The organism is Brevibacillus brevis (genome assembly GCF_022026395.1).
Classification (GTDB): Bacteria; Bacillota; Bacilli; order Brevibacillales; family Brevibacillaceae; genus Brevibacillus.
In genome coordinates, this window is record NZ_CP041767.1 from 4,690,536 (window position 1) to 4,710,627 (window position 20,092).

Annotated in this window: 15 protein-coding genes; 1 reads left to right on the plus strand and 14 read right to left on the minus strand. The window is 50.3% G+C overall.

Annotation, left to right across the window (positions count from 1 at the left end):
* Positions 1–3 precede the first annotated feature (3 nt).
* Positions 4–192, plus strand: coding sequence for a small acid-soluble spore protein H (locus tag FO446_RS22230; protein ID WP_173612038.1), 189 nt, complete (start codon positions 4–6; stop codon positions 190–192).
* Between the two features lie 83 nt (positions 193–275).
* Here FO446_RS22230 and FO446_RS22235 read toward each other — a convergent pair whose 3' ends face one another.
* From FO446_RS22235 to FO446_RS22300, 14 genes are all read right to left on the minus strand, one after another.
* Positions 276–2,459, minus strand: coding sequence for a glycosyltransferase (locus tag FO446_RS22235; RefSeq protein WP_173612039.1), 2,184 nt, complete (start codon positions 2,457–2,459; stop codon positions 276–278).
* A gap of 4 nt (positions 2,460–2,463) precedes the next feature.
* Positions 2,464–3,171 (minus strand): glycosyltransferase family 2 protein, encoded by a 708-nt coding sequence (locus FO446_RS22240; protein WP_173612040.1) that lies wholly within the window; start codon positions 3,169–3,171, stop codon positions 2,464–2,466.
* Positions 3,172–3,216: 45 nt separating this feature from the next.
* Complete coding sequence (locus tag FO446_RS22245; protein ID WP_237899084.1) at positions 3,217–4,695, minus strand: glycosyltransferase family 2 protein; 1,479 nt, start codon at positions 4,693–4,695, stop codon at positions 3,217–3,219.
* A gap of 29 nt (positions 4,696–4,724) precedes the next feature.
* Entirely contained in the window at positions 4,725–4,922 is a 198-nt protein-coding gene (locus FO446_RS22250; protein WP_173612041.1) for a hypothetical protein, read from the minus strand.
* Positions 4,923–4,936: 14 nt separating this feature from the next.
* The gene (locus FO446_RS22255; protein ID WP_221866711.1) at positions 4,937–5,311 is read right to left on the minus strand and encodes a DUF2642 domain-containing protein; all 375 of its coding nucleotides are present in this window, start codon (positions 5,309–5,311) and stop codon (positions 4,937–4,939) included.
* A gap of 222 nt (positions 5,312–5,533) precedes the next feature.
* Positions 5,534–6,523, minus strand: a complete 990-nt coding sequence (locus FO446_RS22260) for an aromatic acid exporter family protein (RefSeq protein WP_173612071.1) — start codon at positions 6,521–6,523, stop codon at positions 5,534–5,536.
* A gap of 254 nt (positions 6,524–6,777) precedes the next feature.
* The gene (gene hemQ / locus FO446_RS22265) at positions 6,778–7,530 is read right to left on the minus strand and encodes a hydrogen peroxide-dependent heme synthase (protein ID WP_017252188.1); all 753 of its coding nucleotides are present in this window, start codon (positions 7,528–7,530) and stop codon (positions 6,778–6,780) included.
* A 120-nt stretch (positions 7,531–7,650) separates the two neighbouring features.
* Positions 7,651–8,415: a glucosamine-6-phosphate deaminase gene (nagB, locus tag FO446_RS22270; RefSeq protein ID WP_221866712.1), complete on the minus strand. Its 765-nt coding sequence runs from the start codon at positions 8,413–8,415 to the stop codon at positions 7,651–7,653.
* A gap of 35 nt (positions 8,416–8,450) precedes the next feature.
* Entirely contained in the window at positions 8,451–9,344 is an 894-nt protein-coding gene (locus tag FO446_RS22275) for a MurR/RpiR family transcriptional regulator (protein ID WP_221866713.1), read from the minus strand.
* Positions 9,345–9,466: 122 nt separating this feature from the next.
* A complete protein-coding gene (locus FO446_RS22280) occupies positions 9,467–16,021 on the minus strand; it encodes a carboxypeptidase regulatory-like domain-containing protein (protein ID WP_237899086.1) in 6,555 nt (2,184 codons plus the stop codon).
* 162 nt (positions 16,022–16,183) lie between these two features.
* Entirely contained in the window at positions 16,184–16,549 is a 366-nt protein-coding gene (locus FO446_RS22285; RefSeq protein WP_007715853.1) for a YisL family protein, read from the minus strand.
* Between the two features lie 153 nt (positions 16,550–16,702).
* Positions 16,703–17,707 (minus strand): proline racemase family protein, encoded by a 1,005-nt coding sequence (locus tag FO446_RS22290; protein ID WP_237899089.1) that lies wholly within the window; start codon positions 17,705–17,707, stop codon positions 16,703–16,705.
* A 42-nt stretch (positions 17,708–17,749) separates the two neighbouring features.
* Positions 17,750–19,189 carry an aldehyde dehydrogenase family protein gene (locus tag FO446_RS22295; RefSeq protein ID WP_237899092.1) on the minus strand — a complete coding sequence of 480 codons (1,440 nt, stop codon included), beginning with the start codon at positions 19,187–19,189 and terminating at the stop codon, positions 17,750–17,752.
* A gap of 14 nt (positions 19,190–19,203) precedes the next feature.
* On the minus strand, positions 19,204–20,088 hold the full coding sequence (locus FO446_RS22300) for a dihydrodipicolinate synthase family protein (protein WP_173612049.1): 885 nt from the start codon (positions 20,086–20,088) through the stop codon (positions 19,204–19,206).
* Between the last annotated feature and the right edge of the window lie 4 nt (positions 20,089–20,092).

Sequence of the window (20,092 nt, forward strand, 5' to 3'; positions counted from 1 at the left end):
AAAATGAATATACAGCGCGCGAAAGAAATCGCCGCTTCGCCCGTTATGGCGAATGTTACCTGCGACGGAATACCTGTATACATCCAGCATATCGATGATGACAACGACATGGCGAGGATTTACCCGCTCAACCAGCCGGATCAGGAGATGAGTGTTCCTGTAGCCAGCTTGCGGGAGCATAGTGAGTACTGATTTTTGTCACGACAACGATGGAGGGGACCTGTAGCGAATATGCAGGTCCCCTCGTCTTTTTCTTTTTCATTGTACAAATGGCCTTACAGCAAGCCTTGGATGAACGGCAGCTCCAAATTCTCGATCATTTTTTTCTGACTCGCCGCCAATTTTGCTGCGATCTGCTCCTTGCGTGCGATTGCCTCCCAGGTGCAGGAAAGAATTCGTTCACCTAATTGCGGCTCGCCTGTTGACACGATGAGCTCTGGGAGATCCAGTGAATAAGCGAAGTCAATGCCCTTAATGCGGTACGCCAAACAAACGAACGGAACACCCGCAGCGGCACTCAACACATTCGCATGCAACTTAAAGTTGATCGTCGCCTGAAAGCCTTTCATCAGTTGCAGCATTCGTTTATGATCGTGCAGCTCCAGGTCGAGGATTGTATGAGCTGGATCGTCGATTTTTTTGTACAGTCTTTTAATGGCTTCCCGATCCGGTCCCCACATGGTGAGCAAGTGGATATCGTAGCCTGCCTTGATCAGCTTCTTGGCTGCATGTACAAGCCCATCCTCTACTGCGGTCTCGTTTTTCCCATAAATCCGGTTATAGGACGTACCCCAGTTGATGCCAATCGTGGATCGCTTGCTTTTATCTACCACTGTTGGCAATGATGCGGGGAGAAGCAGCATCCCCGGGTCTCCGCTAATCGCTGCCCTTTCTCCCACTCCCGCTTGCTGGAGGTATTGGAGTGTAAGTGGTCCGCGTACACCAAAAAACGTGGCGTGCTCAGCGATTTTTTGCAGCATGTGGCTCATTTTATCTTGGCCAGTAATCAGCTTGTTCGTCAATCTGCCGGAAGAATCCAGCTCGACTTGATCTTGCGAATCAAATCCGCTTCCCCAGACCCATAGATTTTTTTTCTGTTCAACAGCACGATAAGCTACATCCACATACCCCGGGATGAGAAGCGATCCTCCCCCCAAAACGACGGTGTCATATGGGCTTAAATCCTTCAGATCAACCCCGGGCAGGGAAGGTATTACCTTGTATTGTGTAGGGTCGAGGTATTTGCATGACAAATCGTAAAAGGCATGCCACATCAGCTCATCGCCCAAATTGTTGAAACCTAACCAGCCAACGTACAAAATTTTTTTCATGCTTGCCGCCCCCCCTCCATTCTTTATTTGTGCATAAACGGTAAGCAAGGAGGCACATTTTTGCGTGATATGAAAATGGTTTTGAATCCACGCTCTTCCTTTACCTCCTATTTCCTTCAATTGACTCCGGTCGCTACATGCTTGACGCAAAGCACTATCAATCAACGAAGGAGACGGCTTCTGCACGGAGGAATGGTCACCGAAGTAACAGTCCCAAGCCAACTCGTAAGACGAAGGTTCGACCAAACCGACGTAGCCATGATTACCGATTGCAAGCACAGGCTTTCCACACGCCATCGCTTCGAGTGCGACCCTCCCTGTTCCAATCACCAAATCACTGATTTCGTAATACGGCCGGACATCTGTTTGCTCCCCCACAATGTGAATATAGGGCTCCCCAGCGGCTTTATTCAGAGCTTTGGCCAACTCATGAACATGAATGGCCTGGGCACCTGAACCCACCACCACGATATGCAGGTTGGGGATTTCACTCCGCAGTGTTTTGGTTGCCCGCAACACCATGTTGCACACCGTCGCTTTTTGCCAAGCCAACCGGCTCACGTACGTAACCACCATGGCATTAGGCGGCAATGACGGCACATCAGCCTTACTTGCAGAGCCAGACTGAAACTCTTCCACATCAACCCCATTGGAAATGAGTGTGGTTTTTACCCCTCTCCTTTGCCAGAATAGTTGGACAGGCTTACTCACACTGATAACAGCGGAGCAGAGCTGGGCTACTTTTATCGCCTCATCCTTTGGATAGTACGTTCCATGCAAGGTGAACACGACAGGAATGCCGAGCTCATTGGCTGCCGTAGCAGCAAGAAAACCTGATGGCGTCTGGTGCACATGGACGATGGTAATACGATGCTTCTTCATACATGCACGGTAACACTCGATCAGATGCTGTCTGCGTGCCTGGAGCGGCTCACGTGCGGATTCTATTGGTTCTATCAAAAAGCCTGCATCAACAAATTCTTGGTAAAAAGGGCCATTGCCACCTGCATAAAACAGTTGCACGCCTTTTTTCCTCAATGCTTTACCCATGCTAAGAACATATGTCTCCGTTCCGCCTGTCCTCAAACTGTCCAGCACCATCAATATCCGATCATTACTGCTAGTCAACTTTTTACCCTCCCTTCTTCCGATAATAGTGGGCCGAACGCTGCTCAGCGTGGGTGCGGTAATAATACAATGCTTCTGCTATATTGTTCACGCCTGCTCTCGCATTCAAAGCTTTGGCGATAAATTCGTAGTCTTCTGCACCCTCAATCCGGCGTGTCGGGCCACCAATCTGGTCAAACAATCGCCCTCGAAACATGCAGGTTCCGTGACAGACGCAGTGTCCCCCGTTTCCGTATACTTTGCGAATGTCATCGCCGTACTTGATCCATCCAGCAAGCTGCTTATTTTCCGGCTGATCGGACGAAAACGCGTAGTAATTCGTACCGACCAAATCGACCTGGGGATGATTTTTCAAGTATTCAACCTGCCGCGAAAGACGCAGGATATGGGAGAAATCATCCGAGTCCTGAATCGCGATGAACTCGCCTCTGCTCAGGTAATGCCCGACGTTGATGGCACCCGAAAAGCCAATATTGCGAGGGAGCTCATGAATCAGCACCTGATTCTCTCTTGGAAAAAAACTTTTACTCTCTTCCAGCCATTCTCTGGCCACTTCTACGGAATGATCTGTCGATGCATCATCGATCAGGACAATCTCCCAATTCTCATAGGTTTGCTGGAGGATGCTGTCCAAGCATTCACGTATATAAGCAGCCCTATTGAAATTGGTAATGACAACACTTACCAGACCTTCTATTCTCTCTCTTGCCACTTTCATTTCCTCCTTCCAGTCTTCTTGTTTTCAAATCGCATCACGTCACCGCTCATTTGCCAGAAACTGCAAAGCTTCCACGTGGTCACCCGCAATCTGTTCGACGGCAGGGGGCATTCCAGAGCTGGCGAAGTGTTTTTCTGGCCGGAGTCGGTTGGAGGTGAAGCTGTTCACCTGATGAACCAATTCCATCTTTACACCTGCTTGTGCGTATGCTGCTTGGGCTTTTGGCGGGCAGAGCAGTATGGGCCACCCGAGCGGAGCAACCGCTTCCCTTCGTAAGGCAAAGGGGACGGTCACCATAGACCCGATCCCCAAATCCTTACGATTTAAAGCCAAGTTGAGAGCTTGGCGACAAGCCACAAAGACATTGTCTACGCAAGGTTGATTCAGAAATACAGAAACGTCATTTAGGGCCACATCCACGCCGCACTCGCATGCGAGAACAAATGGATACAGATCATAGGCGGTTATAATCGTATCCGCATCGACAAACAACAGGATGTCGCCTTTCGACAGACTTGCTCCAATTGCCCGTCCTGTATCTACACCCAATGCATAAGGGAACTCTACGGTCGTCGCGCCGCATTCACGGGCAAGCTGTGCCGTTTGATCAATCGAGCCATTGACGACCACGATAATTTCAACAGGCTCCAGCCGAAGAACTTCACGGATCACTTGCTGGATCGTCGCTGCCTCGTTTAGGGCTGGAATGATCACCGATACCGTCTTCCCACCGTAAAGAGTTGTTCGTCGCAAGGGCCATTTGCCTACCTGCATCACAGGCATACCCCAGTTTTTACCGCCCACATTCTCTGCTACATCTCTTCGCCGACCTCCATCGGACAGTCCGCCGCGAAAAGGAAGACGCGAGACGAGATCAAGCTGTTCGGCAATCACCAGCTTTTCATACAAAGAGAGCTCTTTGAGCAACGAACCGTGAAGCTGTGGCAAAAACATCCGTTCTTCCGTCCCTGTTCCCATGGTTTGCGCGGTAATGGACAGCCCGCTCATGACCGCCCGCTTGTGCGCTTCGGCAGGCTGTGCCAACTGTTCCACTCCGATTTTGGAAAGTGCCTCTCTGGTTATTGCGTGAGGTGTGTCAAGCAAGGAAGCTTCGCGCAGATCAGCGCGACCGAAGAGGTTATTTACCAGCAGGGAAAAACTGTGGATGGGCCTTGGTTTTGTCATCCTCCTGTGTCGCAGATCATGCTGGGGCAAAACGACCTGTGCATTGCCATATAAAATCGGGAACAAGAAGCGCTGCAATCCAGACAGCGTTTCGATTTGTTCTTCGCCGAGAAAAAGCAGGACACTCCCTTTTGCATGCTTGGCAGCCTCTCTCCGCCATGAGAATAGATTCTCGACTGCCTCTGCAAGAACGACGCGCACACCTGCTTCATGTTCCAGTGCCCTTTTCGAAATCACGATGATCTCCAGAGGTGCAAGCTGTTTACATACCGCAATCAGCTTTGGCAAATGAGCTGTCCCATGCACGGCAGGAATTAGAATGGATAGGGGCACTTGGCCCCTTCTCCCTTGCTGCTCTGCCATTAGAGAACGCGCACATACGTGATGCGATCGAGTTGAAATACCACTGTTTGGCCACCGCCATAGCCGGGCTCACTTGCTGCAAGCACGGTTAATGTCGAATTGGTCACGCCGAGCAACTCACCGGTAGTCACGTCCAATCCGGTTATGACTTGTACACTATCGCCTATAAACGTTCTCAATTTCTGAACATAGTTCATTTGTCTTCTCCTCCTTACACCTCATGAACATAATTAATTTGCGTGAAACGAATCAGCACACGTGTACCGCTTGACTCTATGATTTCAGCATAGTCCCGGCCAACCTCGTTCAGGACCCCTGTGACACTTCCTGCATCTGTTCCCAGCTCGACGGTTTCATGCAAATAGCGCAGCAGCACTTTACGAAAAGAATCTTGTCGCAAATCACTGTGGTTTTCTTGCAGAAACGCGGCGAATTCTTCTGCATACAGCTCTTTGCGAAGCGAACAACGAACTGCTTCTTCCTTCTCATTTTCGACTTCTTCGTCTCTTTGGTCTTTTCCCCAAACGAGACGTCGCAGCCCTTGAAAATACTCTTTCAACTCTTTTTCATTCACAATTATTTTCATCTGGTCACTCTCATCTCCTTGATCCTACTCTTTTGATTTTTTTTCGCCGCTTGTACACGGTATACAAGTAAGTTCAAAAACGTACTAGGACAACTGTGTAATTTTTTGGTTTTAATGAAAAGTTCACAGGGTTTTTACCGAAAAACAAAAAAAGACTGCGAAAAGTATTCGCAGCCTTCCTTCTGTATTCTACAACTCTTTCATTGTTACGTACTGTTCTGTCTAACTCTTTGCCACCTGTGCCTTTTCGTCCCTGTTCTTGCCTAGCTCATGCTTGATGAACAAATAGCTCTCAATTTCCCGAAGGAGGTAGAACAGCGAGGCACGCGTCTCAAATTCCTCTCGCGTTCGCGGCAAATCTGCTGCCTTGATCTCCTCTTGCATCACGCGCAGTTGGTCGATAAAGCGGTAGGCGGTATTGCCCGGATGTACCGAGTCGCTGATTCGCTCAAGAAAATCTGCGATCCGATGGCTCTCCGCCACCTGATTGTCCAAGGAAGAGACGATCGGCATCATGCGTTCCAGTAGCTCGAACTGCTTTTGCCGCATCACAAAATACTCGTAGTACGAATCGTTACGACGGCCCAATCGATTGCCAACATCTCGTGAAGCCAAACGAATCGCCGTTTCCAATACACCATTTGTTTCGATCAATTCTTTCCCGTCCCACTCACTTTCCCCGTGACGCAAGTAGTAGCAGAACTCCCGCAAGATTTTGCTGAACAGCTTCTCCACCTTTACTTGCATCCCTTTTAGCTCTTTATCCAGGCTCGGCATGTACAGATTGACCAGTAGGGCTACACCCACACCGATGACGAGCAAAGCGACCTCATTTAGCAATAGCATCCCGTCGATTCTCTTTGAAGAATACAGATGCATAAGCACAACCATGCTGTTGACGAAGCCTTCCTGAATGCCAAAACGTACCGCGAGCGGCAAGAAAAGCAAAATGAAAAGGAGAATGGCAATCGGCGTATAGCCCATAAGGGAAAACAGGCAGACACCGATTCCCAGACCCAATAAACTGGCCAGAATCCGATTCCACGCTGTCTGAAACGATTGCTTGACTGTTACCTGAATACACAAGATCGTAATGATCCCCGCTGAAGAAGCAAACATCAAGCCTAGCTGCTGGGCGATCAGAATCGAGATAGCCGTTCCAATGGCTGTTTTTAACGTACGATAACCAATTTTAAACTTGAGAAAGCCCAGTCTTGTTCCCCTCCGCTGTCAAAAATGCTTTCCTGTTTACTTTAACAAAAAGTGTCCGCGAACCAAAGACAAGGTTTCATAAATTTTTGCAGGAATGTCGGCGCGGGTATTTATGCGGTGAGGAGTGGCTGTTCAAGCATTTTCATAAGTTCATTATCGCCTGCCAGTACGCCGTTTATCACGATCAACAATAGGCCCAATAAAAAAATCCGCCAATGCGACGATCTCGCACAGCGGATTTTTGGGCATGTTGATTATACTTCCAGCTTTTTCGCCAGTGTTTCTACGTTCAATACGTTTCCTACAAGGAAGTTGCCGAATTCACCGAAGCGCGCACTCACTTCGTCAAAGCGCATTTCGTAGACGATATGCTTGAATTCCAGCGGATCGTTGGCAAACAGGGTAACACCCCACTCCCAATCGTCGAAACCAACGGAGCCACCGATGATTTGCTTCACGCGGCCAGCGTAGGAGCGACCGATCAAGCCGTGGGAGCGCATCATTTCTTGGCGCTCCTGCATGGAGAGCATGTACCAGTTGTCTTGCAGATCACGTTTTTTGTTCATTGGATAGAAGCAAATGTGCTCCCATTTTGGCAGGATCGGATAGAGGCGGTCGCGCACATGCGGGTTCGCTTTTGGATCTTCGCCTGGGTTATGTACATAGTTGCTCAGCTCTACTACGGATACATACGAATAAGGAGCTTCTGTATAAGCAGCAAAGCGGGTTTTATTGAACGCTGTTTTGATCTCATCGAGTTCTTGCATAGTTGGACGCAGGAACATGAACACGAGGTCTGCTTTGTGTCCGAGGATGGAGTACACAGCCGTGCTTCCTTGGTTCTCGCCCTCATTCGCTTCCCATGTGCGGATCAATGTATTCAGCTCGTCCAACGCTTCTTGGCGTTCTGCTGCGGACGCTGCTTTCCACTTTTCCCAATTGATGGTGCGGAAATTATGATACGTATACCAACCTTCTAATGTAAGCAACGCTTCGTTTGCGCTCATTAAAATCAGCTCCTTTGAAAAATCTGGTGACCTTCTTGCAACATTCCCAGTATAGCATAAGGAACAAGTGCGTATTCGGAACAGATTGGTGAACAAGCAAAATGAAAACCAAGCGGTGCATTAGCTGCCGCTTGGTTTGGTTCCTGCCAGTACGGAGGTGGTCAGCTTGCTCGCTGCTTCCTGATCTACAATAACGGTTACATCTCTATGCAATTGCAATAAGGAGGCTGGGACATCTGCCGTAGGCTCTTCTTCTAGCATTAATCGCACTGCCTCTGCCTTTGCCTCTCCACTTGCGAGAAGTACGACTTTTTTAGCGCCAAGAATCGTCTTGATTCCCATAGAAACGGCCTGAGTCGGCACCTGATCCACACTATCAAAATAGCGGGCATTTGCTTCGATAGTGCTGTCAGTGAGTTGGACGACGCGTGTCAATGAATCGGCAGGGGAGCCAGGCTCGTTGAAGCCAATATGGCCGTTATTGCCGATCCCCAGCACCTGGATGTCGATCCCACCTGCCAAACGAATTGCTTCCTCATAGCGTGCACACTCTGCCAAATGATCTGGCGTATTCCCAACTGGCACATGTGTATTCTCCGCAGGAATGTTGATGTGATTGAACAAGTTTTCTTGCATATACGAGCGATAGCTTTGCGGATGAGTCGAGGAAATTCCGACGTATTCATCCAGATTAAAGCTGCTCGCTTGCGAAAAATCAATGCTCTGTGCTTGCGACAGCTTGATGAGCTCACGGTACATCCCTACTGGCGTGCCTCCGGTTGCAAGACCAAAGACGGTTTTCGGATTTGCTTTTACTTCGCTCACGAGCATTTCAGCAGCTTTTCTGCTGAGCTCCGCGTAATCTTTCACGATCACGAGCTTCATTTCCAACCACTCCTATTCCATATAAGGTAAACCACTTAATATTTTCTCTCCAGGACAGCCTTCGCTGTTCTTTCTTTATATAAAAGGGCCTTTTCCTTGTTGCGCATCGTGATTGTCGTACTAATGACATCCAGTACATGCAGCTGCGCAATTTTGGCTGCGAGAGAGCCTCCCTGCAATGGACCTTCTTGCGCAGCGGTCAATAGCGTAATGTCCGCTACGTTCGTAATCGGTGAGCGTCGATAGTGCGTCAGGCAAATACAAGTTGCGCCTGCCTGCTTGGCGACTTTCAATGAATCGATCGTGTCTTTCGTACTGCCTGATACAGACAAACCGATCGCAACATCCCCCGGTCCCAGAGTGGCCGCAGCCATCGCTTGCAGATGCGATTCATTAAAAGCGTCCACGCGAAGCCCGATCCGCAAGAATGTGTACTTGGCATCCTGGGCTGTTACCGCTGACGTACCTACCCCGTAAAAATGGATCGTGTTTGCTTTTTGCAAAAGGTCTACACAACGCTCCAGTTGTTCGATCTGAAACAGGGCCGAGGTATCCCCGATCGCCTGTTGATTGGCTGCGGTTACTTTGTGCGTGATGATGTCCAGAGAATCGTCTTCTCCTACTTCGCCATGCAAGTTTTTGACTGGATTGACTAATTCCTGTGCCAATGCCAGCTTGAACTCCTGATAGCCATGGAAGCCTATTTTCCTGCAAAATCGCAAAACGGTCGTCTCGCCCACTCCTGCCTTTTCGGCAAGGTCAATCACCGATGAATAAATCACGCTGTCTGTCTGCTGTAAGACGATATGGGCAACCTTTTGCTCCGATTTCGTAAAGGAGGGAAGGAGACTCTGAATATGCAAAAGCGTATTTGTCTTCGTGATGGTAGCTGTCAATGGATGGGCCAGCTCCTCCTGCTGTTTCACCATATGGCTCGCTCCCCCTTGTTGTTTTTCCCCAAAACAAAATAGCTGTATTTCTACAGCCATTATATCAAAAAAGGAGTTATCCGCCATATTTTTATTTTTTAGTGGAGCGATTCTCCAGAACATCAAAATGGGGGAAACAAGATGGTCGGACATGTTGCGACTCGAAAAGATCCACTCATAGCTGCTGGAACCAGAACTAGGTCGAGCGTCACGATTTCCCCTGCACCTAGCGTCGCTGTCCCTCTCGCTTCTCCACTCCCCAACGCATTAGCTACAACCAAGTAGGTGCCAGGAGCAAGACCAGTCACCTTGTACCTCCCGAAGCTGTCTGTTTGGACGACCACAGTCGTTCTGTTTGGTTGATTTACCGTTTGCACATATACGGTCGCTCCAGCAACTGGCAAGCCTGTTAAACCAGATCGAACCGTTCCTTGTATCGTACCCGTTTGAGAAAGGCGGATGATGATAAAGGTTGTTTGGTTCGGCAAAACGACTGCTTCTGCCTGACCGGTACCAATGCCTGGGATGGTCCCGATAACGGTATACGTCCCCGGCGCCACATTGACAAAATGGAATGTGCCATCCGGCTCAGCTAGGATATTTTGCAGGCGAATCTGGCTTGAATGAAATAACGACAATTGAATATTGTTTCCGCTGGCTTGACTTCCGTCTGGCAAGAGGACAATCCCGGATATCGTTCCAACGAATGGCAATAGCTCGACTGTCGTTACGGTCGTCTGCCCGCCTGCGACCGTAACTGTGCCGTAATGTGTACCGAAGCCATCTGCACTTGCTATGACATTGTAAACTCCGGCTGTCAAGCCATTCACCTGGAATTGCCCGCTCTGATTTGTTACGGTGTTGGCAATAAATTGGCCATTGGCAAACAGTTGCACGTTAACAGCCGCTCCCGTGATCGGGAGTCCCGTCAACTGATTGGTCACCTGTCCCATGATGTTGCCTGGAAGAGGAGACATCGTGAGAATGACTCCGCTTATTGTCTGTCCAGTCGGCACTGTTATGCTTTGTGTTGCTGTTGCGTAGCTATCTTCACTTGCGCTAATCAAATAGGTCCCAGGCGGAAGGTTACCAACAGAGAAATTGCCCGAGTCATCCGTAATTGCACTTCCGAACAATGTTCCATGTGAATCCTTCACCTGTACCAATGCTTTTGGAACAACGCCTCCGCCAGCAGCCTGTACCTGACCTGTTACAGTAGCTGGGAAGGGGGGAAGCCCCACATCAATCGTAGTCGTCTGCCCGGAAAAGATCGTCGCACCAACAGGCTGGGTGGTGTAGTTTTGAGCGCTTATCGCAAGTGTATAGGTTAACGGAGCCAAGCCGTCGATTCTAAACTGGCCGAGCCCGTCCGTAACGGTACGAGATAACAAGTTGTTTGTACCAGGGAAAAAGATCAATACTTCCGCTCCTACCAGCGGCGTACCATCAAGTGCATCCCTGACAGTGCCCTGCAAAATACCAGGATTCGGGTCCAGTGGGATATTGACTGTAGCTGTTCCCCCGGGAGCTACATCAAAGGAGACACTCTCCCTCTGATAGCTTTCGTTCCTTGCCAAAATCGTGTAATTACCAGCCACAAATCCATCAATGAAGTATATCCCTTGAGCGTCTGTCTGGGTAGAAAAGAGAATCGTGTTATTGTTGCCTAGCAAGCGGACAAGTGTATTCGGCAAAGGTGTGCTGAGAAGGGCGTCACTAATTTCGCCTGTGACATTCGCAGGCAGATTCTGCAAAGAAAAATCAAGGCCGGTAGTCGCCCCCAATCCGACCATAGCTGTTGAAGCCTCAGCAGCGAATCCCGTAGCACTTGCGATCAGTGTATAGCTCCCAGGAGACAGTCCACTCACCATATACTGACCCTGCGCATTCGTCAGGACAATAGCCAGTATCGTTCCAGACGGACTTCCTTGTCGTACAGTAATGACCGCACCGGCAATCGGCGAGGCCGAACCTTCCTCTCGCACTGTACCAGCTATCCCACCGGGCAACTCGTTTAACGCAAAGCTTAATACAGACACCACCCCTGATTGTATCAGTGCGCCAGCTACATCACTTGCATATCCAGTTGCATTGACATTGACGGTGTATCCTCCAGGAGCCAGCCTATCAAGCGAAAAGTTACCATTTGCATCTGTCAGTACGGAGCCCACAGCGGCACGAGTACTGTCGTAGACGATAACTGTTGCGCCAATGATCGGCAAGCCCGTCTCCAGATCAGTCACAACACCGGATAAACTGCCGGGATTGGGAACTAATGCCTGCTGATAGTTGGTGGTAATGCCCCCTTGCAAAATAACCGCCTGCGAAACGGATACAAAATTCGGCGCAGAAACAGTTACATTTACGACACCCGGCGGAAGCTTTTCTGCCAAAAAATTGCCTTGATCGTCTGTCAATAATTGAGCAAGCACAACTCCTTGGCCATCCGTAATGAGTACGGTGCTTCCCGGAATCCCGAATCCCGACATCTGATTCGTCACCACACCCGAGATAGCCGCAGGCAAGTCAGGTAATGTGACGGTCGTTGAAGTTGCAGTATTGGCCGTCACGATCACGCCGATACTTCCTACGGCATAGCCAGGCGCTGACGCGATCACGGTGTAAACGCCGGGAGCGACACTCCCAATGAAAAATACACCCGATTCATTCGCGAGCAGGCTCTGTTTGACGGCTTGATTGCTGTCCAACAGCTTGACGTTGATTTCGCTACCCGTTACAGGTGCCCCCAAGCTGTTTATGACGCTTCCCACAATGGACCCAGGCATTGGCAAGAGCGCCACACTAGCCCCCGTCGTTTCTCCACTGACTACATTGGCCCCTACTGATTGATCAGCATAGCTAGGCGCACTTACCGTGACGGTATAAGCACCAGGCAGCAGATGTTGAATGAAATAGCTGCCCGTCTGGTCGGTACTTGCTGTAGCCACTACATTTCCGTTACTTATGGAACGAATCAGTACAACGGCGCCTGCAATGAATACCGCGGGATTCGTCGCGTCCGTCACCTGTCCACTAATCCCGCCTGCATTTGCCTCAAGAGTGAAGTCTACTCCGGTCTTATTTTCACCGGGTCCAAGTGTAACACCAACCGAGCCTGTAACATATTCAGGGGCACTTGCCACCACGACAAATGATCCGGTAGGCAGGTTGCCAATTGTATAGGCTCCGTTTGAATCCGTATAGCCAAAGCCTATTGTCGTCTCATTCAAATCCAGCATACGGACAACGGCATTGACAATCGGCTGCATCCCCGTGTCTTGCACAGTTCCAGATATACTGGCCGGATTCGGGGTAAGCGTAAATGAAACGCTAACCGTCTGCCCAGGCTGTACAATCGCCCCAACAGATTGAACAGCGTAGCCTGGGGCCGTAGCTATAAGGATATAAGAGCCTGGTGCGACCCCTGAAAATGAAAATGCCCCATTCCCATCTGCGACGACAGTACCGACCAACAGGTTGTTGATATCAAACAATTGAATGGTGGCTCCCGGTACGACAGGTGCTACTGTACCATTAATAAAACCGATATCCTGATTGAGCTGGAGCTGGACAGGAGTGGTGGTATTCGCGTGCACAATGGCTCCGACATGATTGGACTGAAAGCCATCCGCTGATGCACGGATGACGTATTGACCTTGAGCCAACCCCGTAATAACAAAGCTTCCTTGACTATCGCTGTATACCGAATGCACGATGGAGCCATTGAAATCGAGTGCATTTACTTGGGCACCGGCAATCGGCTGTAACGTCCCTGCAGCGAGCACCTGCCCTTGGACCTCACCCGGACTCGCAAACAATGATAAGTTGACAGTCGTATTCGTATTCGCTAGTACAGTGGCGGAAGCACTGTTCGTTTCATAATTGGCAGCACGGGCGGTAATGGTGTAAACGCCCGGTGCAAGCCCTGTGATCTCGTAACCGCCAGAAAGATCGCTGCTGGCATGGGCGACGATTGCCCCCGCTTGGTTCAACACACTAACTTCTATCGAAGCACCTGTAATCGGCAGACCCGATGTAGCATCAAAAATCGAACCTGAAATGCTTCCCGGCAAGTCTGCCAGCTGTACATTCACCGTTGTTGTCGTCAATGAGGCGACAATTGCCCCTGTGATCACTGTCGTTTGATTCGGAGCAGATACGATGAGGACGTAAGCCTGCGGTAGCAGATTAGGTACCACATACTGTCCGTTCCCATCAGTCAATACAGTAGCGACAACAGCACCTGCTGCCGTATTTTCCCTAATAATGACAGTGGCCCCCTGAATCGGCTGATTGCCGCTGTCGACTACCTGTCCTGCGATTGATCCCGGAGAAGCTTGCAGGACGAAGGCAAGGGACGATATTTCCTGAGGCTGTACAGTTGCCCCCAACACAACAGTCGAATAACCAAAAGCAGAAGCGGTTACGGTATACGTGCCTGGGGCCAAGTGCGGAAAGGAAAAGGTACCAGCGCTATCGGTAATGGTCTGCGCCACAGGAACAATTCCCTTCATAACAATGACAGTGGCATTGCCCAGCGGATTACTCCCTGTGTCCGAGACAGTTCCATTCAGTACCCCTGCCAGTTTTTCCAATTGGAGGTCAACCGGTGTAGTAGCTCCAACATTGATCTCTATCCCAACTGTTTGGCCCGCATACCCCTCTGCAGCAACCGTAAGGATATAGGTTTGGGGACCTAGCAAGGATAAAGCGTAGTCTCCATTCGCGTCGGTTAATGTCTCTCCTACAGCAACTCCTGAACGAGTTACCACCTTGATGCTCGCATTCGGAATTCCCTCACCCGTTTGCACATCGGAAATGGTTCCACTTACCGTTCCAAATGCAGTCGTCAAAGAAAAATTAAGAACCTTGGCATCGCCCGCTTGCAGACTGATTCCAGCTAATTGTGTGGAAAAGCCCGCGGCACTGACACGGATTTGATAAACACCTTCTGCGAGCTTGGTCAGCAGATACGTGCCAGCTCCATCTGTGGTCGTTTCCGTCAACGTAATACCTGTCTGGTTCAGCACTTCCACCAATGCCCCGGCAATCGGTATGCCGCCAGGACCTGTTACCAGTCCGGAGAGCTGGGCAACGGATGTTTGGAGCGCTACATTTTGGGTAGTCGACTGGGCTCGAATGACATTGATTGCAACGGTTGCTGGCTGGAATGTATCCGCACTGACTGCAAGGGTATAGGCACCCGGCACAACATTGGTAAACTGATAGGTCCCCCCTCCCCCACTTACTGACTGATTTACGGTAACGCCTGTCGTATTAATGAGCTTTACCACTGCCCCTGAGATGGGTGTCAATCCGGTATCTGTTATTGTCCCGTTCACCTGACCCGGACTCGGGGGAAGCAAAATGTCTGCTCTTGTGGTTTGCCCTGCCAAAACGCTCACGAATTGGATTTTGGGGTCATAAGTCGGTGCGGTCACCGACACGGAATACAAACCAGGAGCCAATCCAGTAAACGAATAGGCACCATCTGTGTCTGTTGTCGTCGTTCCGATTAGTACGGGAATCGAATCATATAGCTGAACCTGCGCACCTGCTACTGGAAAGTTCGTGGACTGGTCAAGCACCACGCCAGCAATACTTCCAGCCAAGTTAACCGTGATGACAATATTATCCTGAACAGGAGAAAGTGTTCCGCCAGAAAAGCTGTCTACACCAGTGACTGTCGCTGTGTTTAATTGCCGTGTTCCACCTGGAGAGACAGCGAAAACCCCACTGACCGTGAACGACAAGCTGGCAGTAGATCCAGCGGCCAAATTGCCAATCGTCCAGCTGAGCACCTTCGTGAGGGGATTGTAGATGACAGCGCCAATACTTGTTGCGTTTACCGTAAAGGCCGTTACTTGATCCAGCTCGATCAAATCGTTGACGACGACTGTCGTTGCCTGGCTCTTCCCGGTATTGGTGACAGTGATCGAACCTGTCCATTGCGATAGTTGTCCTGTGGTAACCACGGCTGGTCCTGCTGTTACCTGCTTGGCGATCGCAAGTTTTGCCCGTACATCTCCCGCAGATACCGTGGTGTTGTTACTCTGGGAATTTTCAAAAGTATAGCCTTCACTGATTCGCAGAGAGTCCTTGTTGTAGTTATTTTCATTCGCGGAAGTAAACGGGAGGAAACGAAGGGAAGTAAGAGAGGTAACACCAATCGTTGAAAAGAAAGTAGCAGCCGGCATGACGAGATCAATGAAGTAATCAGGAGTGCCGCTAAAATTAGAGCCGTCATTCGTCAGCCGCACACGAGCCGTGTCAAAATTGATAATCGGGGCTTGCCAGTTGGGTGCTCCACTCCCGTTTGTGCCCTCTGCCGGGTCATTCCATGAGTTAAACTCAACAACCGTGTTTTGAATCAAGGCAATGCGATTGCGCAAGCCTTGCACGCCCAGCATCCACTGATAGGTGCCAGCCACTCCGTTTGTATTGATCAGATAACCCCAGGCAAAGTTTTGAAAGCCTGTTTTTTGCGAATTTCTTGGATCTTCATTGACTCGCATCCGAAAGTAGAGATACGTTCCATCGTACGCCAAAAAGGCAACGGGAAACGTAGAGTTTCCTACCATGTCAGTAGAGCCGGGACTTTCATCGTTCGGGACGTCTCCGAATGGACTTCCCCCGAGCATAAAAGGGATGAATTGACTGTCAGAAGGATAGGCCATTTTTCTTCCTCACCTCTCCCCTCTAACATATGTACATAGAGTGATATGGTCCCGGCCCTCCCTTTGCTAATTGCCTTGTCCGTGCCCGTCCAAACAAAAAAAGGGCTTTCGCCCGCAGATATTTCTTGCGAGGAAACCCTCTTCCTTCCCGTATTGCCTATCTTACATAAATACGCGATAGCCAAGCAGAATAACCAGCACCAAAACGACAATACAGCCGATAAAGAAGCCGATGCTGCCTTCTTGTCTCTTTGCTTTGCCCAGGGACATTTCCATCAAACCAAAGGCGATAACCGCGATGATGCCCTTCACGTAGTAATAGAAATCTGTTGCGTGACCCACGAAAAGCATCCAAGCTCCCGATACAAGAATGATGACCATCATGAGTCTGAGCAGCATATGTACGATCTTGCCTGCTTTTGCTTTGCCCACGCGATACAGGATGTAGGCAACGATCAAGAGCACGAATGCGACTTCCCAGCTACCCACATGCGCTTCAATTAACGCTTTGTACGGCAAAAAATTCAACCCCTTTACTCCTAAATTCAATCTTGTCCATTATACCAGAAGAAGGGAAAAAATGCTGATGTCCCAATGCGTGGCAGTATTGTGACCAGGCTTTTTGAGGGATGAAAAAGAGGCTGCCCGTGATCGGCAACCTCTTTTTTCTCGCAAACGATCCTATCGCAGTAAAAATCCGTCTTTCAGTGGGTCGGTAGGGTCAACGACAAATTGATGCAGACCTGTGATAAACGCCTTTCCTTCTATGCTCGGGATGACGGCCGGATAACTCCCCACCTGCGTGGTTGCTACCACCTTGCCGATAAACTGGCTTCCGACAATTCCTTCATGGACAAACGATTCTCCAAGAGCCAGCTTGCCTCGTGCATGCAAGGTGGCTACGCGAGCCGCAGTACCTGTACCGCATGGGGAGCGATCGATCTGCTTGTCGGCGAAAATCGTCACGTTGCGCAGGTCTGATCCTTCCACTCTCGGCTTATCCGAGATAATCACCCCGTAAATTCCTTTGAGCTCAGGCTCCAACGGATGAACGACCTCCATTTTCGCCTCGATTTGTTCCTTGATTCGTCTGCCCCACTCTTGCAGCTCTGCCAATTGTTCAATATCCACCTGAACCCCGAGATCATCCGCTTGTACTACTGCATAGAATGCTCCGCCAAAAGAAATGTCCACAGAAAAAGTACGTCCTCCCCACTCAATAGAAACGTCCTGTGCCAAAACAAAGGAGGGGACATTTTCAAACGAGACGGAATGAACCAGCGATTCTTTCACAGTGGCGTGTGCAATGATTCTTCCTGCCGGACTGTCAATCACAATACGCTCTGTTGAATCTTTTCGCCGAAGTATTCCAGTCTCAATGGCGGCCGTCACTACCGCAATGATTCCATGCCCGCACATTGTACTGTAGCCCTCGTTATGCATGAACAGCACTCCAAATGTCGCATCCGGGCTGACGGGCTCTGTTATGACACACCCGTACATACCATGATGCCCGCGCGGTTCATACATGAGTACGCGCCGGATATGGTCCAGCTCCTCCCGAAAGTATCGTCGCTTCTCCAGAATCGTCTTGCCCGCGAGCGGTGGGATGCCGCCTGTTATGATGCGCAGCGGCTCCCCTCCGGTATGGGCCTCGATCGTCGTAAACAACTGATTGATGTGCATGACATCCTCACCTTTTTATGCGATTGGCAATTATTTGATGGATCACCACGCGTATTTGATCGCGCATGTTTTCGTTGTACTGTAGAAATCAAGCGCCGCCTGACCCTGCTCCCGTGTATGTGAGCTGGACAGCTTCATGCCGCCAAATGGAGCCTGGTATTCTACACCTGCCGTCTCCTGATTGACCCGAACCATCCCCGCCTGCGCCACATCCAAGAAGCGGTGGGCACTCGCCAAATCTCGGGTGAACAGCGAAGCGCTCAGTCCGTACACGGACTGGTTGCACAGCTGCACCGCCTCGTCAAAACCGTCTGCTGTCAAAAGCACAGCCAATGGTCCGAACACTTCCTCCTGAACGAGGCGATGATCGGCAGCGACACCCTCGACAATTTGGGGACGGATGTAATAGCCTTGCTCCTCTTTTGCATATGAGGGGCTTTGGGCAATGACTGACGCTTCCTCATTCGCCAAGGCGATGTATTGCCCAACCGTCTCAAACTGTGCAGCCGAGGCAACAGGACCCAAATACGCTTCCAGATCACTGGCATCTCCTACCCGGCATGTCTCCATAGCTGATTTCAATCGCTCGACCAGTGGCTGATAGATCGCCTTCTCTACAATGATCCTGCTAGTTGCCGTACATTTTTGACCAGCCGATCGAAACGCGCCACTGAGCAAAATCGGAACAGTTTTATCCAGATCAGCATCAGCCAAAATGACTGCCGCATTTTTTCCGCCCATTTCGGTTTGATATTTCATATTGCGACCCGCGCATGCGATAGCAATCTGTCTGCCTGTTTCCGATGAGCCAGTAAAGCTGACTGCATCGACTTCGGCTTCATTCGTGAGTGTATTTCCGATCTCTCGGCCCTTGCCAATCACCAGATTCAGCACACCCGCAGGCAGCTTCGTTTCCGCAAATATTTCAGCCAGTCGTGTCGCCGTGAGCGAGCCATTTTCCGCTGGCTTCCAGATGACTGTGTTCCCGCAAATGAGTGCAGGGGCGATTTTCCAGATGGGGATCGCAACAGGAAAGTTCCATGGTGTGATGACCGCCACGACTCCGAGTGGGACACGACGGCTGTATTGCAGAACATTCGTATCTGAAGAAGGAATCAGGTTGCCGTTGGAACGCATCCCCTCTCCAGCATAATAGCGCAACAGACTGACCCCGCGCGCCACTTCTCCGCGCATCTCGCCAAGCTGCTTGCCCATTTCCCGGCTTGCCAGCTGTGCCAAGCTATCTGCATTTGCTTCTAATGTGGCAGCCATTTGAAAAAGGATTTCGCCACGAGCCGCCCCCGTTTGTTTTGCCCAACCGATCTGTGCCGCACGAGCTGCCTGTTCAGCGGCAAAAACATGTGACCGATCAGACAGATGCAGAACGCCGACTTCTTCTGTGATACGCGACGGGTTTTTGACCGTTAGTTCCTTCCCTGACGGCGTCATCCATTCGCCGCCAATCCAGTTTTTGCTGTGCATCCTGCCCACCTCCCTTATCGTCCACTTGCAGCGCCGACTGCGTAGTCAAACGCCTTTTTAATGCCTGCATAATATTCTTCAGACAGCGGCAGACGTGGCGGACGAGTCGGTCCCACCGGGAAATTCGCCAGCTCCATCATGTATTTGATCGACTGTACCAATTGTGGACTCGCATCATAGTGGAACAGCGGCAACAAACGACGATAAAGCGCTTGTGCTTCGCCGAGCTTGCCTGCCCGTGCAAGACGGAACAGCTCCACACCTTCTTTCGGCAGCGCATTCGGCACACCCGAAATCCAACCTGTCGCCCCAATCAAGCCGCCCTCCATGACGAGATCATCTACACCGACCATAACTTCCAGATCCGTCTGGGCGAGAATGTCCTGCATGCGGCGCACGTCGCCGGAGAATTCTTTCACAGCGACGATATTTTCGAACTTCGCCAGTCTTCCCAAAATGTCCGGTGTCAGGTCGATTTTGTAGTCGTGAGGATTGTTATAGGCAATAATCGGAAGCCCGACAGTGTTCAGTGCCTCGTAGTGAGCAAACACTTCATTTTCCAATGGCTTGTAGTTAATCGGAGGCAAGGCCATCACGCCTGCTGCTCCCGCATCCTTGGAGAATTGCACCCATTCCACTGCTTGGCGGGTAGACGGTGCAGCAGATCCTACGACTACCGGAACTCTACCTTTTGCGGCAGCGATCACGGTATGAATGACTTTTGCCCGCTCCTCTCCTGTCATTGTCGCGTATTCCCCCAGCGAACCCGACGGAACCAGTCCGTCTACTCCCTCCTGAATCAACCAGTCACACAATTCCGCCAAACGTTTGTAATCCACCTCATAATCGTTTGTAAACGGCGTGACAATCGCCACGTACACTCCTTCAAATCTTGCCATTTTC

Coding starts and splice junctions, on each gene's coding strand:
- hemQ (WP_017252188.1), bottom strand. CDS start 7,530: ATGAGCGCAAACGAAGCGTTGCTTACATTAGAAGGTTGGTATACGTAT.
- FO446_RS22275 (WP_221866713.1), bottom strand. CDS start 9,344: ATGGTGAAACAGCAGGAGGAGCTGGCCCATCCATTGACAGCTACCATC.
- FO446_RS22295 (WP_237899092.1), bottom strand. CDS start 19,189: ATGCACAGCAAAAACTGGATTGGCGGCGAATGGATGACGCCGTCAGGG.
- FO446_RS22300 (WP_173612049.1), bottom strand. CDS start 20,088: ATGGCAAGATTTGAAGGAGTGTACGTGGCGATTGTCACGCCGTTTACA.
- nagB (WP_221866712.1), bottom strand. CDS start 8,415: ATGAAGCTCGTGATCGTGAAAGATTACGCGGAGCTCAGCAGAAAAGCT.
- FO446_RS22280 (WP_237899086.1), bottom strand. CDS start 16,021: ATGGCCTATCCTTCTGACAGTCAATTCATCCCTTTTATGCTCGGGGGA.
- FO446_RS22290 (WP_237899089.1), bottom strand. CDS start 17,707: ATGCACATCAATCAGTTGTTTACGACGATCGAGGCCCATACCGGAGGG.
- FO446_RS22250 (WP_173612041.1), bottom strand. CDS start 4,922: ATGAACTATGTTCAGAAATTGAGAACGTTTATAGGCGATAGTGTACAA.
- FO446_RS22230 (WP_173612038.1), top strand. CDS start 4: ATGAATATACAGCGCGCGAAAGAAATCGCCGCTTCGCCCGTTATGGCG.
- FO446_RS22255 (WP_221866711.1), bottom strand. CDS start 5,311: ATGAAAATAATTGTGAATGAAAAAGAGTTGAAAGAGTATTTTCAAGGG.